At 73.8% G+C, this 14,230-nt stretch carries 13 protein-coding genes; 4 read left to right on the top strand and 9 right to left on the bottom strand.

Features of this window, described 5'->3' with window-relative positions; all coding sequences use genetic code 11:
* Positions 1–32: 32 nt before the first annotated feature.
* Positions 33–932 (top strand): enoyl-CoA hydratase/isomerase family protein, encoded by a 900-nt coding sequence (locus OJ254_RS11665; protein WP_265362266.1) that lies wholly within the window; start codon positions 33–35, stop codon positions 930–932.
* A 43-nt stretch (positions 933–975) separates the two neighbouring features.
* On the opposite strand, the gene OJ254_RS11660 is transcribed toward OJ254_RS11665, so the two are convergent.
* Together OJ254_RS11660 and OJ254_RS11655 are read right to left on the bottom strand one after the other, a co-directional pair.
* Entirely contained in the window at positions 976–1,683 is a 708-nt protein-coding gene (locus OJ254_RS11660) for a hypothetical protein (protein ID WP_265362265.1), read from the bottom strand.
* Complete coding sequence (locus tag OJ254_RS11655) at positions 1,680–2,273, bottom strand: RNA polymerase sigma factor (protein ID WP_265362263.1); 594 nt, start codon at positions 2,271–2,273, stop codon at positions 1,680–1,682. The genes OJ254_RS11660 and OJ254_RS11655 overlap by 4 nt, the downstream gene beginning before the upstream one ends.
* Positions 2,274–2,580: 307 nt before the next feature.
* Between OJ254_RS11655 and OJ254_RS11650 the strand changes: the two genes are divergently transcribed.
* On the top strand, positions 2,581–3,192 hold the full coding sequence (locus OJ254_RS11650) for a flavin reductase family protein (RefSeq protein WP_265362262.1): 612 nt from the start codon (positions 2,581–2,583) through the stop codon (positions 3,190–3,192).
* A 42-nt stretch (positions 3,193–3,234) separates the two neighbouring features.
* Here the strand turns inward: OJ254_RS11650 and OJ254_RS11645 are convergent, their stop codons facing one another.
* The 4 genes from OJ254_RS11645 to OJ254_RS11630 form a co-directional block, all read right to left on the bottom strand.
* The gene (locus tag OJ254_RS11645; RefSeq protein WP_265362261.1) at positions 3,235–4,155 is read right to left on the bottom strand and encodes a hypothetical protein; all 921 of its coding nucleotides are present in this window, start codon (positions 4,153–4,155) and stop codon (positions 3,235–3,237) included.
* 71 nt (positions 4,156–4,226) lie between these two features.
* A complete protein-coding gene (locus OJ254_RS11640) occupies positions 4,227–5,576 on the bottom strand; it encodes an MFS transporter (RefSeq protein ID WP_423835879.1) in 1,350 nt (449 codons plus the stop codon).
* 80 nt (positions 5,577–5,656) lie between these two features.
* On the bottom strand, positions 5,657–6,727 hold the full coding sequence (locus tag OJ254_RS11635) for a Zn-dependent alcohol dehydrogenase (RefSeq protein ID WP_265362260.1): 1,071 nt from the start codon (positions 6,725–6,727) through the stop codon (positions 5,657–5,659).
* 560 nt (positions 6,728–7,287) lie between these two features.
* Positions 7,288–8,187 (bottom strand): SDR family oxidoreductase, encoded by a 900-nt coding sequence (locus OJ254_RS11630; protein ID WP_265362259.1) that lies wholly within the window; start codon positions 8,185–8,187, stop codon positions 7,288–7,290.
* Positions 8,188–8,269: 82 nt separating this feature from the next.
* On the opposite strand from OJ254_RS11630, the gene OJ254_RS11625 reads away from it, so the two are divergent.
* Complete coding sequence (locus tag OJ254_RS11625) at positions 8,270–9,196, top strand: cyclase family protein (RefSeq protein WP_265362258.1); 927 nt, start codon at positions 8,270–8,272, stop codon at positions 9,194–9,196.
* Positions 9,197–9,452: 256 nt separating this feature from the next.
* On the opposite strand, the gene OJ254_RS11620 is transcribed toward OJ254_RS11625, so the two are convergent.
* The 3 genes from OJ254_RS11620 to OJ254_RS11610 all read right to left on the bottom strand — a co-directional run bounded on the left by OJ254_RS11620 (position 9,453) and on the right by OJ254_RS11610 (position 12,530).
* Positions 9,453–9,926, bottom strand: coding sequence for an ATP-binding protein (locus OJ254_RS11620; protein WP_265362257.1), 474 nt, complete (start codon positions 9,924–9,926; stop codon positions 9,453–9,455).
* A gap of 472 nt (positions 9,927–10,398) precedes the next feature.
* Positions 10,399–11,388, bottom strand: a complete 990-nt coding sequence (locus OJ254_RS11615; RefSeq protein WP_265365124.1) for an acyl-CoA dehydrogenase family protein — start codon at positions 11,386–11,388, stop codon at positions 10,399–10,401.
* An 8-nt stretch (positions 11,389–11,396) separates the two neighbouring features.
* Positions 11,397–12,530: an acyl-CoA dehydrogenase family protein gene (locus OJ254_RS11610; protein WP_265362256.1), complete on the bottom strand. Its 1,134-nt coding sequence runs from the start codon at positions 12,528–12,530 to the stop codon at positions 11,397–11,399.
* 153 nt (positions 12,531–12,683) lie between these two features.
* Between OJ254_RS11610 and OJ254_RS11605 the strand changes: the two genes are divergently transcribed.
* A complete protein-coding gene (locus tag OJ254_RS11605; RefSeq protein ID WP_265362255.1) occupies positions 12,684–14,195 on the top strand; it encodes a class I adenylate-forming enzyme family protein in 1,512 nt (503 codons plus the stop codon).
* The last annotated feature ends 35 nt before the right edge of the window (positions 14,196–14,230 follow it).

Below are 14,230 nucleotides of genomic sequence, written 5' to 3'. Positions count from 1 at the left end.
GTCGCGACCGCACCCTCTGGAGCCGTTCCCCCATGACACCCTCCGAGCCTTCCCCGTTCTCCCCGCCGTCCTCGCCCGGCCGTTCCGCCGGTGCCGTCGACTCCGCCGCCGGTGCACCCCCCGTCGACGCGCTTGATTCATTGGTACTGCACGCCACTGACAACGGCGTCTCGTGGATCACCCTCAACCGCCCCGACGCACTGAACGCCGTCACCTGGGACCAGCGCGAACGCCTCATCGGCCTGCTCGCGGACGCATCGGCCGACCCCGGCGTACGGGCCGTGGTCATCACCGCGACCGGCAAGGGCTTCTGCGCCGGCGCCGACCTGCGCGGCGGCCCGAGCTCCGGCGAACGGACCGGTGAACGGGTGGCCGGCGATGTGGCGCGGATGATCCGGCGCGGCGCCCAGCGGTTCATCGCCGCCGTGCTGGACTGCGAGAAGCCGGTGATCGCCGCGGTCAACGGCACCGCCGCCGGGATCGGCGCCCATCTCGCGTTCGCCTGCGATCTCGTACTGGCCGCCGAATCGGCCCGCTTCATCGAGGTGTTCGCCCGCCGCGGCCTCGTACCGGACGGCGGCGGCGCCTACCTCCTGCCCCGGCTGATCGGCCCGCAGCGGGCGAAGGAGCTGATGTTCTTCGGCGACGCGGTCCCGGCCGCGGAGGCCGAGCGGCTCGGGCTGGTCAACCGGGTCGTCCCCGACGGCGAACTGGCGAAGACCGCCCGGGAGTGGGCGGAACGGCTGGCCGCCGGCCCGACCCGCGCACTGGCGCTGACCAAGCAGCTGGTGAACGCGTCGTTCGAGAGCGACCGGGCCGCGGCCTTCGCCGCCGAGGCCACCGCCCAGGAGATCACCATGTCGACGGCCGACGCCCAGGAAGGCGTCGCCGCCTTCGTGGAGCGCCGCAGCCCGACCTACCGGGGCCGCTGACGAGGCCCCGCCGGCCGGCCCGCCACCCCTTTGCGTCCGTCCGCTACTTCACGCCCTCCGGGCACACCGGCACCTCATGGGTGTTGCGCGTCCGCACCCCGGGCAGCCATCCGCGCGCCCCCTGCCCGGTCGTCACCAGGTACCAGCGGGTGGAGGTGATGCCCGCCTCGTCGCGGACCATCTGCCCGTCGGTGACGACGCAGCGCGCGGCCAGCCCGTCGCCGTGCCAGACCCGGCCCGCGGAGTTGTCGCGCGCGGCGTACGCGGCGTAGGGGTCCTTGGCGAGCCGCAGCGCGCACTCCAGTGAGCGGCCCGTCCGGCAGGCGCGCTCGCTGTTGTAGACCGTGATCTTCACCGTCGCCGGAGGCCCGGCCGGCTGCGGCGTGACGTCCCCGGGCCGCACCAGCCACCACACCCCCAGCGCCACGGCGGCCACCGCCGCGGCCATCGCGCAGGCGATCGCGTACGGCCGCCTCCGGGGCAGCACGGCGGCGGACGGCCACCTGCGTGGTGAACGCGCCTCGGGCCCCTGCTCGTTGCCCGCCGGGCGGATCCGGTCCCACAGCCCGGGCGGTGTCTCGATCCGCTCGTCGGCGAGCCGCAGCCGGGCGCGCAGCAGCGCCTCGACGTCGTCGCCGGAGGCGTCGCCCCGGCCCCCGCCGCCGAACGGCCGGCCGCCGCCCGCACCACCGGTGCCGCCGCCGCCGACCTCGCCGTCGTGGCGTCGCCCCGCGTCCACCGTGCCGCTCACCTCCCGGCCTGCCCGTGCTCCGATTCAACGAGGTACGCGCGCAGCCTGTCCAGCGCGCGGGCCCGGTGGCGGGCGGCCGTACCGCGATGCACCTTCATGATCTTGGCGGCCTGATCGAGGGTGTAGCCGTCGAGGTCGACGAGGATGACGATGCCGGCCTGCCGGTGCGACAGCCTCCCCAGCAGGCGCACCGCTTCGATCTCGGCGTGCCGCCGCTCCACCCCGCCGTCCCAGCCGCCCGGTCCGCCGCCGGGGCCCGCCCCCGCGCCGCCGCCCGCACCGGCCTCCTCGACGCCCTCCAGACCGTCCACCAGGACCTGGCGGCGGTCCTTGCGGTAGGTGTCGCGGGCGACGTTGAGGACGGTGGTGAAGGCGTAGGCGTACGGCTCCGGGTGGGTCAGGAAGCGCTGCGGACGGGCCGCGAGCTTGAGGTACGCCTCGTGCACCACATCCTCCGCGGACTGTCTCGAACCGGCCAGCATCACCGCCCTGCGGTACAGGCGGGGCAGCAGGCCGCAGAAGACCTCGTCGAAGGTGGGCGACGCGGCGGACGACGCCGATGACGGTGGTGACGGTGTTGCCTCGGCCATGTACCGGAACTCTCCCCCGTGTTCGGCTACGGACGCGGCCGACGTGGACGCTACCCGCGCGGGCGGCACACAATCAGGAATCCCTCCGCCAATCTCCCCCCAATCCGAGGGAGATCGCCGCGTACACCGCCAAACCACACGTGCGGGTGGCCGCCGGCCCGCATGGCTTCACATCTGACGGGGCATCAGATTCAATGAAGCCGGCCGGACGGAAGACAGGACAGAGACAGGACGGGACGGACGCCATGACGGGACGGACGGGGCCCATGGGACCGACGGGGCCGAAGCGATGATGGGGCACGCGGGGATGGCGGCCACGGCCGTGCGGTACCTCCGCTCGGTCGGCGCACCGACCACGGCCGCCGCACCCGCCACTCCTGCCGCACCGCTCCCGCGGCCCGCCCTGCGCGCCGTACGCGAGGGCGAGCGCGCCCCCCTGGACCCCGCCGCCTTCCGTTCCGTCCTGGGCCACTTCGCCAGCGGCGTCACCGTCATCACGGCACCGGGCGAACCGGGCCCGGCCGGCTTCGCCTGCCAGTCCTTCGCGTCCCTCTCCCTCGACCCGCCGCTGGTGACGTTCATGGTGGCGCGTACGTCGACGACCTGGCCGCGGATCGCCCGTGCCGGGGTGTTCTGCGTGAACGTCCTCGGGGCGGAACAGGGCGGGTTGTGCCGGGGATTCGCGGTCAGTGGTGGCGACAAGTTCGCCGGCGTCACCTACGGGCCGGCGCCGGCCACCGGCTCACCGCGGCTGGCCGACGTCCCCGCCTGGATCGACTGCACCATCCAGGCCGTGCACACCGGAGGCGACCACCTCATCGTCGTCGGCCGCGTCGAGGCCCTCGGCACGGACCCGGCGGCCGCCGAAGCCGGCCCCCTCCTGTTCCACCGGGGCGGCTTCGGCCACTTCAGCCCCTGAGCCGGTGCGGCCGGGCGGCATACCGCCGGACGGTGCCGCCGCTCAGGACCGGCCGCCCTGCCGGGTCAGTACGTGGCGGTGCCACTCGTCCGGGTCGCCCAGGAAGTAGTAGAGGGTGGGGCGCTTCTCCGTACCGCCCATGAACCACTGCCCCCGGCAGTCGCCGTCCACCTCCACCTCCAACCGCTCGTCCGCGGTGAAGCGGTCCAGCGCCCAGCTGCCGACGCCGCCGCAGTGGTCGCCCGGCCTGCTCAGCCCCCGGGCCGCCGCCGTGCCGTCGGCGCGCAGCTCCAGAGTGCCGCCGCTGCCGTCCCGCCAGACCCCCACGAGCCGGGCCCGGTCCAGCTTCGGGGGCTCGTACGCCGGCAACAGCCCGGTGGCGAGCGCGCCCACGCCCAGGACACCCATCGCGAGGGCGGCCAGCAAGCCGCCGCTCGCGACCGTGACGGTCATCCGCACGGTGCGCCGGGTCCCGGTGCCCCGGGCGGCGACCGCGGCCAGCAGGGCGGCCGGTACGACGGCCACGGTGAGCGCCGGCCAGCACACCAGGTAGACCAGGGACGGACCCACGGAGCCGGTGAGGAGCGCGCTGCACGCCCCGTAGACGAGCATCGCACCCGCTGCCGCGAAGGGGGCGGCAGCCGCCGTGCACCACCCCGTCGCCCGTCCCTGCCACCCGCCCCAACGGGCGGCCAGGCGCCCCAGCACCAACGTGGGCAGCACCAGGGTGACCGTCAGCACCAGGCCGGGCAGCGCGCCGAGCACCAGCGCGACCGGGAGCACGAAGGCGGCCAGGAACACATTGCCGACCGGCCCCTCCTGGGTGAAGCCGTACAGCACCACCCCGACCGTCACGCACATCGCCTCGGCCAGCAGCGCCGCCATCGACACCAGAACGGCCCGCCCGGTCCAGACGTCGCGGACCTGCCCGACGGCCGACCCGGTCCCGGCTTCCGCTGTCATCCCCGTCCCCCGTCGCTCGTCTCACGGGGATCATGCACCGGCCGGCCGGGCGCCCCGCCACCGGGGGCGGCTCACGCGGGCGCCGGCTGACCCTGGGCCGCCCCCGTGCGCCGCTCGCGGATGACCAGGGCCATCAGGGCCGCCAGTGCGCACAGCGCGCCCGAGGCGTACCAGACCGGGTTGTACGTGCCGAGGGCGTCGCGGGCCAGGCCGCCCAGGAAGGCGATCAGGGCGGCGCCCACCTGGTGGGCGGCGAGCACCCAGCCGAAGACGATCGCGCCGTCCTCGCCGTAGTGCTCACGGCACAGCGCGATGGTCGGCGGGACCGTCGCCACCCAGTCCAGGCCGTAGAAGACGATGAAGAAGACCATCGGCGGGTGGACGGTGTCGGAGAGCAGCAGCGGCAGGAACATCAGCGACAGACCGCGCAGACCGTAGTAGACGGCCAGCAGCCGGCGGGTGTTGAAGCGGTCGGTGAACCAGCCGGAGGCGATCGTTCCGGCGATGTCGAAGACGCCGATCACCGCGAGCAGTGAGGCGGCCGCCGTCATCGGCATGCCGTGGTCGTGCGCCGCGGGCACGAAGTGCGTCTTGACCAGGCCGTTGGTCGTGGCGCCGCAGATCGCGAAGGTACCCGCCAGCAGCCAGAACGGCCCGGTCCGGGCCGCCGAGACCAGCGCCCGTACCGCGCGCCGGGCCGCACCCCGCTGCGGCGGTGGCTTGGGCACGAACGCGTCCGCGCCGTAGGGCGCCAGGCCCACGTCCGCCGGGTGGTCGCGCAGCAGCAGCCACACCAGCGGGACCACGGCGAGCGCCGCCAGGGCGACGGTCACCGCGGCCGGCCGCCAGTCGTGCCGGTCGACGATCCAGGACAGCACGGGAAGGAAGACCAGCTGGCCGGAGGCGCCGGCCGCGGTGAGGATGCCGGTGACCAGCCCGCGCCGGGCGGTGAACCAGCGGCCGGTGACCGTGGCCGCGAAGGCCAGCGCCATCGAGCCGCTGCCCAGCCCCACCAACACGCCCCAGAAGAGCACCAGTTGCCAGGCGGTCGTCATGAAGACGGTCAGTCCGGCGCCGACCGCGATGACCGTCAGGGCGACCGCGACCACCCGCCGGATGCCGAACCGGTCCATCAGGGCGGCGGCGAACGGCGCGGTGAGCCCGTAGAGCGCGAGGTTCACCGACACCGCGAACCCGATGGTGCCGCGGGACCAGTGGAACTCGGCGTGCAGCGGATCGATGAGCAGGCCGGGGAGGGACGCGAAACCGGCCGCGCCGATGATCGTGAGGAAGGTGACGGCGGCGACCGACCAGGCCCGGTGCGGGCGCCGCCTCGGCACGGCCTCGGCGGCGACGGGCGCGGATGAACGGTCCTCCGCCGCGGGCGGGCGGAGCTCGGGTGTCTGGGGCGTCTGGGGCACCCCAGAAGCTTCGTCCACGCCCCGTTACGGAACGAGTGGCCGGGAGGCCATGGTTCATCAGGATCGGGCCACCGACCCGGCTACCCGAAGGTCAGCACCGCCCGTGCCACCCGCCCGTGGTGCGCGTCGTCCGCCGCCTTCGCGAAGTCCTCCACCGGGTACGTCCGGGTCACCAACTCGTCCAGCAGCAGCCGCCCTTCGCGGTACAGCCGGGCGTACAGCGCGATGTCCCGCTGCGGGCGGGACGATCCGTAGCGGCAGCCGAGGATCGACTTGTCCAGGTACATCGACGACACCGGGAACGCCGCCTCCGCGCCGGCCGGCGGCACCCCGAGCAGCACCGCCTGACCGTGCCGGTCCAGCAGGTCGATCGCCTGCCGGATCAGCCGCGTACTGCCCACGCACTCGAAGGCGTGGTCGGCACCGGTCGGCAGGATCCCCTTCACCGCCTTGACGGCGTCCGGCACGGCCGAGGCGTCGACGAAGTGGGTGGCCCCGAACTGCCGCGCCACGGTCTCCTTCGCCGGATTGGCGTCCACCGCCACGATCACCGACGCGCCCGCGAGCCGCGCCCCCTGGAGCACGTTGAGCCCGATCCCGCCCGTCCCGATCACCACGACCGAGTCCCCGCGGTCGACCTTCGCGCGGTTGAGCACCGCGCCCACCCCGGTCAGCACCCCGCACCCGATCAACGCGGCCGACGACAGCGGAAGGTCCGCGTCGATCTTCACCGCCTGCACCGCCTTGACGACGGTGCGCTCCGCGAACGCCGAGTTCGACGCGAACTGGAACAACTCCGCCCCGCCCCGCCGGAACGGCCTCCCGGGCATCCCGATCGCCTTGCGGCACATCGTCGGCCGCCCCCGGTCGCACTCCGCGCACACCCCGCAGTTGGCCAGTGTCGACAGCGCGACGTGGTCACCGGGCACCACATGGCCGACGCCCGTGCCCACCGCCTCCACCACGCCCGCGCCCTCGTGGCCCAGCACCACCGGCACCGGAAACGGAATCGTGCCGTCGATCACCGACAGATCGCTGTGGCACAGCCCCGCCGCCCGGATCCCGACCAGCACCTCCCCCGGCCCCGGCTCCCGCACCACCAAATCGTCCACGACCCGGGGCTGCTCCCCGTCGTATATGACCCCTCGCATAGTCATTCCCTCCCACGTTCCGCTGCGCTTTGCGGTGCCTCCCACGTACCTGGCTGTCCCGCCGTCGTTGTTGCTCGCCGTTGCGCTTTGCGGCGCCCCGTGCGTACCTCGCCGTCCCGCCGCGGGTGTTGTTCGCCGTTGCTCCCCCAGCTAACGCTGGGAGGTGCCCCCAGCGGCGGGCGTTTGTGTTTTGGGTGCGGTGCCGGCCCTCCAGACTTCGTCCTCCGGTCCAGCCCCTCCCGTAGGTGGGAGTTCTTAGCTGGTTGGGGGCGAGCCTGGTCTGTTGCCTGCGCGCACGTGGACGTCACGTGCACCCCCACCGTCCTTCCCTTCCCCTCTCACGGGAGGGGACGGGCCGGAGGGGCCGGTTGTGTGGACGTAAAGCGTCAGCAGTCCACACAACCGGCCCCGGAGGCCCGTCACCGCACCCACCACAACCCAGCCCGCCGCAGGCGCAACGGCGAACAACAACCGCGGCGGGACAGACAGGTACGTGGGAGGCGCCGCAAAGCGCGCAACGGCGAACAACAACCGCGGCGGGACAGACAGGTACGTGGGAATCAGCCCCGCGCCCGCGCCGCGGCCGCGGCCATCGCGGACACCTGCGCCAGCAACGGCATCGGGTCGACGCCGACCGCATCCGGCACCACCTCCGCCACCCGTTCCGGCGTCCAGCCGCCCTCGTCGGCGTGTACGGAGCGCAGCTCCACCGGTTGGGCCCAGACCGCGATCTTGGGGCCGGCCACCGTGTAGACCTGGCCGGTCACCTCGCGGGCGCGCTCGCTCAGGAGGTAGACGACGAAGGCGGCCACGTCCTCCGGTTCGCCGATCTCCGTGAGTTCCATGGGGACGTTCGCCGACATCCGGGTGCGGGCGACGGGGGCGACCGCGTTGGCGGTCACGCCGTATTTGTGCAGGCCCAGGGCCGCGCTGCGGACGAGCGAGATGATTCCGCCCTTCGCGGCGGAGTAGTTGGCCTGGGAGACCGAGCCCTGGTGGTTGCCGCTGGTGAAGCCCACCAGCGTGCCGGAGCCCTGGCGGCGCATCACCGCGGCCGCGGCCCGGAAGACCGTGAAAGTGCCCTTGAGGTGGGTGGCGACCACCGGGTCCCACTCCTCCTCGGACATGTTGAAGAGCATCCGCTCCCGCAGGATGCCGGCCACACAGACGACGCCGTCGATCCGCCCGTACTGCGCCAGCGCGGTGTCGACGATCCGCTGGCCGCCGGCCATCGTGGACACGTCGTCGGCGACCGCGGTCGCGGTGCCGCCGGCCGCCTCGATCTCCTTCACCACCGCCTCGGCGACCTCGCTGCTCGGCTCGGCGCCGTCGATGGCGACCCCGTAGTCGTTGACCACGACCTTGGCGCCCTCCTGTGCGCAGGCCAGCGCCACCGCCCGCCCGATGCCGCGCCCGGCCCCGGTGACGGCGACCACCTTGCCGGCCAAGAAGTTCCCCATGCCGCGCCCCTTCCCGCAGTTTCTGACGGACCGTTAGATTTTTGGGCAGGCGCGAGCCGAACACAAGACCCCGGAGGGCCCCATGCCGCTGCCGCAGGAGTTCCACGAGATCGCCCGACGCGTCAACAACTGGGGGCGCTGGGGCCCGGACGACGAGATCGGCACGCTCAACCTGATCACCGAGCAGGTGGTGCGGGAGGCCGCCGGCTGCGTCCGCAGCGGGCGCCGCGTGCCGCTCGCGCTGCCGCTGCGGCAGGACGGGGTGCAGACCGGGATGATCCCGGGCCGGGTCAATCCGCTGCACACGATGGTCGCGATCAACCAGGAGATCTTCGGGCCGGGCACGGTCGCCACCTCCGACGACGCGGTCACCATGGGCCTCCAGGCGGCGACCCACTGGGACGGCCTCACCCACGTCTCGCACTCAGGGCGGCTCTACAACGACCGCCCCGCCGCCTCCGTCACCGCCCACGGCGGCGCCACCGTCCTCGGCATCGAGAAGGCCACCCCGATCACCTCCCGGGGCGTGCTGCTGGACGTGGCCCGGGCGCACGGCACCGACCGGCTGCCCGGCGGGCACGCGGTCACGCCGGAGGACCTGGACGCCGCCGAGGAACTGGCCGGGACGAGGGTCCGGGCCGGGGACGTCGTCCTCGTACGGACCGGGCAGCTGCAGCACTACCTCGCCGGCGACCGGCAGGGCTACGCCTTCCCGTCACCGGGGCTGTCGGTGCGCACCCCGGAGTGGTTCCGGGCCCGCGATGTCGCGGCGGTCGCCAACGACACCCTGACGTTCGAGATCTTCCCCCCGGAGATCGAGGGGCTGTGGCTGCCGGTGCACGCGCTCCACCTGGTGGAGATGGGCATGCTGCAGGGGCAGAACTGGAATCTGGAGGAGCTGTCGGCGGCCTGCGCGGAGGCGGGCCGCTATGCGTTCTTCCTGTCCGCGATGGCCGAACCGTTCGTCGGCGGCGCGGGCACCCCGGTCGCGCCGGTGGCGGTCCTCTGACCCGCTCCGTGTCCGCGACGGGCCGGCCGGGTGGCGGTGCGCTCCTGCGCGCCCCGAGCACGGCACCGCGGACCGCCACCCCGGCCCCCACCGGGCCGCGATCCGCACTCGTCGAGGCCGGGACCGGGTGCGCAGACCCGGCCACTTCCCGCCCTCGGCGTCCCCTCACGGCGCATCGCTCATCCCAGCGTGATCAAACGGGCACGTTACGTCAACACCTGGCCCGGACTTGATGGTGCGCTGCGCACCGTCCGGCTCACATCCGGCGCGATACGGCGCACTGGGCTTCGTAGGCCCCCAGGTCGGACCCGGTCGACACCAGCAGCGGCCGGCCGCGGTCGACCTCGCACCAGATCCGCTTGCCGGCGCCTTCCGGCTGCCAGCCCCAGCGGTCGGCGAGGCCGTCGACCAGTTCCAGGCCGCGGCCGTTGGTGTCGTCACCGTCGGCGTGCCGCTGGCGCGGCGGACGGGCGCTGGCGTCCGTCACCTCGACCCGGACGGTGCCCACGACGGCGCCGGACCCGGAGAAGCACATCCGCAGCGAGGCCGCGGTGCCGGTGTGCACCACGGCGTTGGTCACGAGCTCGGAGATCAGCAGGATCAGCGTCTCCGCGAGCGGCTCGTCCGCCCCTATACCGGACCCCAGGAGCCGCGACCTGGCCCATCGCCGGGCCCGCCCCACCTCCGCGGGGTCGGGCCGTACGTCCAACTGCACCTGAAGCACCTGCACCGCTCACACCATCCGAACCGGCGGAAACATCGCCTCGCGCCTCCATGGAGTCACAGTGCGTGACCCCAGCGAGGCACAGCATGGTTGACGTTCAGTCACCCCAACAAGCGCTTCGGGCATATTCCAGCGCAAGGGAGTATGCGTACCGCATACTGTGCGACGCACTTTGCGGGGAGTCGAACAAGGGGGTTGGCCGGCCCTCGGCCAAGGCGGGCGGCGCGCAGTCCGTACGCCGGAGCCGTCATTCCGACGGCACCGGGCTCGTTGCGCCACAGAACCACTCGCACCCAACGGAGCGTACCCGAGCGGGGCGCCGACTCCCCCCTGTGACGAGTCACGCCTAGGACACAACCCGATATCGACCCTCCGTGACCACTTCTGTGTGGTGAGTCCGACATTTCGCACACGAGTTGCCAGAGTCTGACATCACCCCGCACCGCTCACCGCCTCCGCATTCCGGGCCCGCCCGCCCTCAGCCGACCAGCCGCGCCGCCAGCAGCTCCTCCGCCTCGCCCGCCGTACCCCAGGAGCCGGACCGCAACCAGGCCCGCTTGAGGTGCAGATGGACGTCGGCTTCCCAGGTGAAGCCGGTGCCGCCATGGATCTGCAGGCAGTCCCGGGCGTTGCGCACCGCGGCCTCGTCGGCGAGCAGTTTCGCGCCCGCCACCTCGGCGGCCTCGCCCGTCACTGATGCGGCATATACGGCACTTCTGGCGATTTCCGCCCGTACGAGCATCTGTGCGCACAGATGCTTGACCACCTGGAAGGAGCCGATGGGCGCGCCGAACTGGGTGCGCACGCGGGCGTGACCGACCGCCATCTCGACGGTACGGAGCGCACTGCCCAGTTGCTGGGCGGCGGTCAGCAGGGCCGCCTCGCGGCGCAGCCGGACCACGTCCGGGCCGTTGAGCGGAGCCGTCCGCGGGTGGTCGGTGACGCGGGCGAGCGGGGTGAGGGGGTCGACGGAGGCGAAGGGGGCGCGGGACACCCTGCCGGCAACGCTCCGGTATGCGCCGGCCGTGCACTCCTGCGCGCCCCCGGGCCCGTACGCGAGGGCCGGAGCGCCACCCTCCAGCAAGATCAACTCGTCGCAGGCGCCGGGGTGTTCCCACAGCACGGGCTCCCGGTCCCCGTCGCACAGCCCGGCGATCCGCTCGCCGTCCGCGACGCCGTCCACCGCCCCGGCGAGCAGCTGGCAGGCCACCAGCGGCCCCGGCAGCAGCGCCCGGCCGGCCTCCTCGAAGACCAGGACCGCCTCCGGCAGCCCCAGCCCGACGCCGCCGGCCTCCTCCGGCAGCCGCAGCGCGAAGAACCCGGCCGCGCCCAGCTCCCGCCACAGCGCCCGGTCCGGGGCCGGGTCATCGACCGCCGCCCGCAGCCGGTCCCGGTCGAACCGGGCCGCCAGCAGCTCCCGCGTCGCGCTCTTCAACGCCCTTTGCTCGTCGGTGAGTTGGAAGCGCACCGGGCCGGTCACCGCCCCTTCGGCAGGCCGAGGATCCGCTCGGCGATGATGTTCTGCTGCACCTGCGACGTACCGGCCGCGATGGTGTACGAGAGGGACGAGAGCCGGTCGGCGGTCCACTCCTCGTCCGCGTCCCAGGCGCCGGCCCCCAGCACTTCGGCCGCCGCGTCGTACAGCTCCTGACGGGCGTGCGAGTAGCGGAGCTTGAAGACCGAGCCGCCGGCCCCGGGCCCGCCGCCCCGTAGTTGCGCCTCGCTGACGTTCCACTGGGTCAGCCGCCACAGTGCGGCGAACTCCGCGTTCAGCCGGCCCAGCCTGCGGCGCAGCACGGCGTCGTCCCAGCGGCCGTTCGCCCGGGCCCGGCGGGCCACCTCCGCCAGCACCCGCCGGCAGGCCACCACCTCGCCGACGAAGGCGGTGCCGCGCTCGAACGACAGCGTCACCATCGTCACCCGCCAGCCGTCGTTCTCCGCGCCGACCCGGCAGTCCACCGGCACCCGCACCTCGTCGAGGAACATCTCGGCGAACTCCGCGGACCCGGCGAGGGTGCGCAGTGGCCGGACGGTGATGCCGGGGGCGTCCATGGGCATCGCGAGCCAGGTGATGCCCCGGTGCCGGGGGGCGGCGGGGTCGGTGCGGACGAGCAGTTCGCACCAGTCGGCGACCTCGGCGTGCGAGGTCCAGATCTTGGTCCCGGTCACCACGTACGCGTCCCCGTCGCGCACCGCGCGGGTCCGCAGCGACGCCAGGTCCGAGCCGGCCTCCGGTTCACTGAAGCCCTGGCACCAGATCTCCTCACCGCGCAGCACCGGCGGCAGCCAGCGCCGCTGCTGCGCCTCGGTGCCCTCGGCCGCGATGGTCGGCCCGGCGTGCAGCAGCCCGACGAAGTTCGCGCCCACGTAGGGCGCCCCGGCGCGTTCGGTCTCCTCCAGGAAGATCAGCCGCAGGGTGGGGGCGGCCGCCCAGTGGACGTCGGCGTATCCCGCGTCGTACAGCCTCCGCTGCCAGGCGGTGTCGTAGGCGCGGCGCCCCGGCCAGTCGAGCGGGTCGGGGCGCGCGGGCAGGGTGGGGAGGACGCCCGCGAGCCAGCCGCGCAGCCGGGCGCGGAAGTCCTCTTCCTCCTCGGTGTACGCGAGGTCCATCGTGTCCCCTCACCTCGGGCCCGCCGCACTTGTCTGACGGTTCGTCAGATTCCGTTGCCAGGCTAGACCCGGACCCCTGGACCGGCAAGGCATCCGTCCCTAACCTCGGTGCATTGACTGACGGAGCGTCAGGTTTGTGCGACGGGAGGGAACATGTCCGGTGGCACCCTCTGGGACCTGGTCGGATGGCGGGCCGCCCGCAGTCCGGATGCCGCCGCCCTCATCCAGGGGGCGGAGTCGGCCCGGGACGAGCGGCGGATCAGCTTCGGCGGGCTGCGGCGGCGGGCCGAGCGGGTCGCGGCCGGACTGTACGCGCGCGGCGTACGGCCCGGCTGCACGGTCGTCTGGCAGCTGCCGACCCGCATCGAAACGGTCCTGGTCAGCCTGGCGCTGGCCCGGCTCGGCGCGGTGCAGAGCCCGGTCGTCCCGGGCTACGGCGACCACGAGGTGGGGCAGGTGCTGCGCCGCACCGGCGCCGCCTTCTTCCTCGTGCCCGGGCCGGCCCGGCACGACCACGCGGACTGCGCGGCCACCGTCATCGAGGCGTACGACCGGGCCGGCGGCGGACTGCCGGACGGCGACCCGGCACTCCTGCCGCCGCCGCCCGCCGACGCCCACGAGGTCCGCTGGATCTACTGGACCTCCGGCACCAGCGCCGGCCCCAAGGGCGTCCGGCACACCGACCACTCCCTGCGCACGGCCGGCCGCTGCCTGGCCGGGGCGCTCCGGCCCCGCCCGTCCGACGTCGGCTCGATGGCCTTCCCGTACGCCCATGTCGCGGGCCCCGACTACACCGTCATGCTCCTGCTGTGCGGTATCCCGGCGCTCCTGCTGGAGCGCTTCGCGCTGCCCGGGTCGCTCGCCGCCTACCGCCGGCACGGCGTGACCCTCGCCGGCGGCTCCACCGCCTTCTACACCCTCTTCCTCGCCGAACAGCGCCGGCTGCCACCGGGCCGGAAACTGCTGCCCGCGCTGCGGCTGCTGGCCGGCGGCGGCGCGCCCAAACCACCCGCGCTGTACCACGAGGTCGTCGCCGAACTGGGCTGCCAGCTCACCCACGGCTACGCGCTGACCGAGGCCCCCATGGTCACCATGGGCGACCCGTACGACAGCCCGGAGAACCTCGCGACCACCGACGGCCGGCCGCCCGCCGGCATGGAGATCCGGATCGCGCCCGGCACCGGGGAGATACGGCTGCACGGCCCGGCGGTGTGCCGGGGCTATCTCGGCGAGCCCGATCCGTTCGACGCGGACGGGTTCCTGCCCACCGGTGACCTCGGGCGCCTCACGCCCACCGGGCACCTCGTCGTCACCGGCCGCCTCAAGGACATCATCATCCGCAAGGGCGAGAACATCTCCGCCCAGGAGATCGAGGAGCTGCTGTACCGGCACCCGGACGTGGCGGACGTCGCCGTCATCGGACTGCCGGACGACCGGCGCGGCGAACGGGTCTGCGCGGTCGTCGAACAGCCGCCTGGTGCACGGGAGTTGACGCTCGACGCGGTCCGCGCGCACCTCCTCGGCCTGGGACTGGCCCGGTACAAGCTCCCGGAACAGCTGGCGGTGGTGGCCGCACTGCCGCGCGGGGCGACGCTGCGCAAGGTGCGCAAGCAGGAGCTGCGGGAGCGGTTCGGGGGTGCGGCGGCGGCACGTTCCGGCCCGTGAGGGCCTGCGAGCGCCCACGAGGTGCGCGGGCCCGA

Source organism: Streptomyces endophytica (assembly GCF_026153355.1).
Taxonomy (GTDB): Bacteria; Actinomycetota; Actinomycetes; order Streptomycetales; family Streptomycetaceae; genus Streptomyces; species Streptomyces endophytica.
This window is presented reverse-complemented; position numbering and strand designations above follow the sequence as displayed.

Coding starts and splice junctions, on each gene's coding strand:
- OJ254_RS11665 (WP_265362266.1), top strand. CDS start 33: ATGACACCCTCCGAGCCTTCCCCGTTCTCCCCGCCGTCCTCGCCCGGC.
- OJ254_RS11605 (WP_265362255.1), top strand. CDS start 12,684: ATGTCCGGTGGCACCCTCTGGGACCTGGTCGGATGGCGGGCCGCCCGC.
- OJ254_RS11645 (WP_265362261.1), bottom strand. CDS start 4,155: ATGACAGCGGAAGCCGGGACCGGGTCGGCCGTCGGGCAGGTCCGCGAC.
- OJ254_RS11655 (WP_265362263.1), bottom strand. CDS start 2,273: ATGGCCGAGGCAACACCGTCACCACCGTCATCGGCGTCGTCCGCCGCG.
- OJ254_RS11635 (WP_265362260.1), bottom strand. CDS start 6,727: ATGCGAGGGGTCATATACGACGGGGAGCAGCCCCGGGTCGTGGACGAT.
- OJ254_RS11610 (WP_265362256.1), bottom strand. CDS start 12,530: ATGGACCTCGCGTACACCGAGGAGGAAGAGGACTTCCGCGCCCGGCTG.
- OJ254_RS11630 (WP_265362259.1), bottom strand. CDS start 8,187: ATGGGGAACTTCTTGGCCGGCAAGGTGGTCGCCGTCACCGGGGCCGGG.
- OJ254_RS11650 (WP_265362262.1), top strand. CDS start 2,581: ATGGCGGCCACGGCCGTGCGGTACCTCCGCTCGGTCGGCGCACCGACC.
- OJ254_RS11625 (WP_265362258.1), top strand. CDS start 8,270: ATGCCGCTGCCGCAGGAGTTCCACGAGATCGCCCGACGCGTCAACAAC.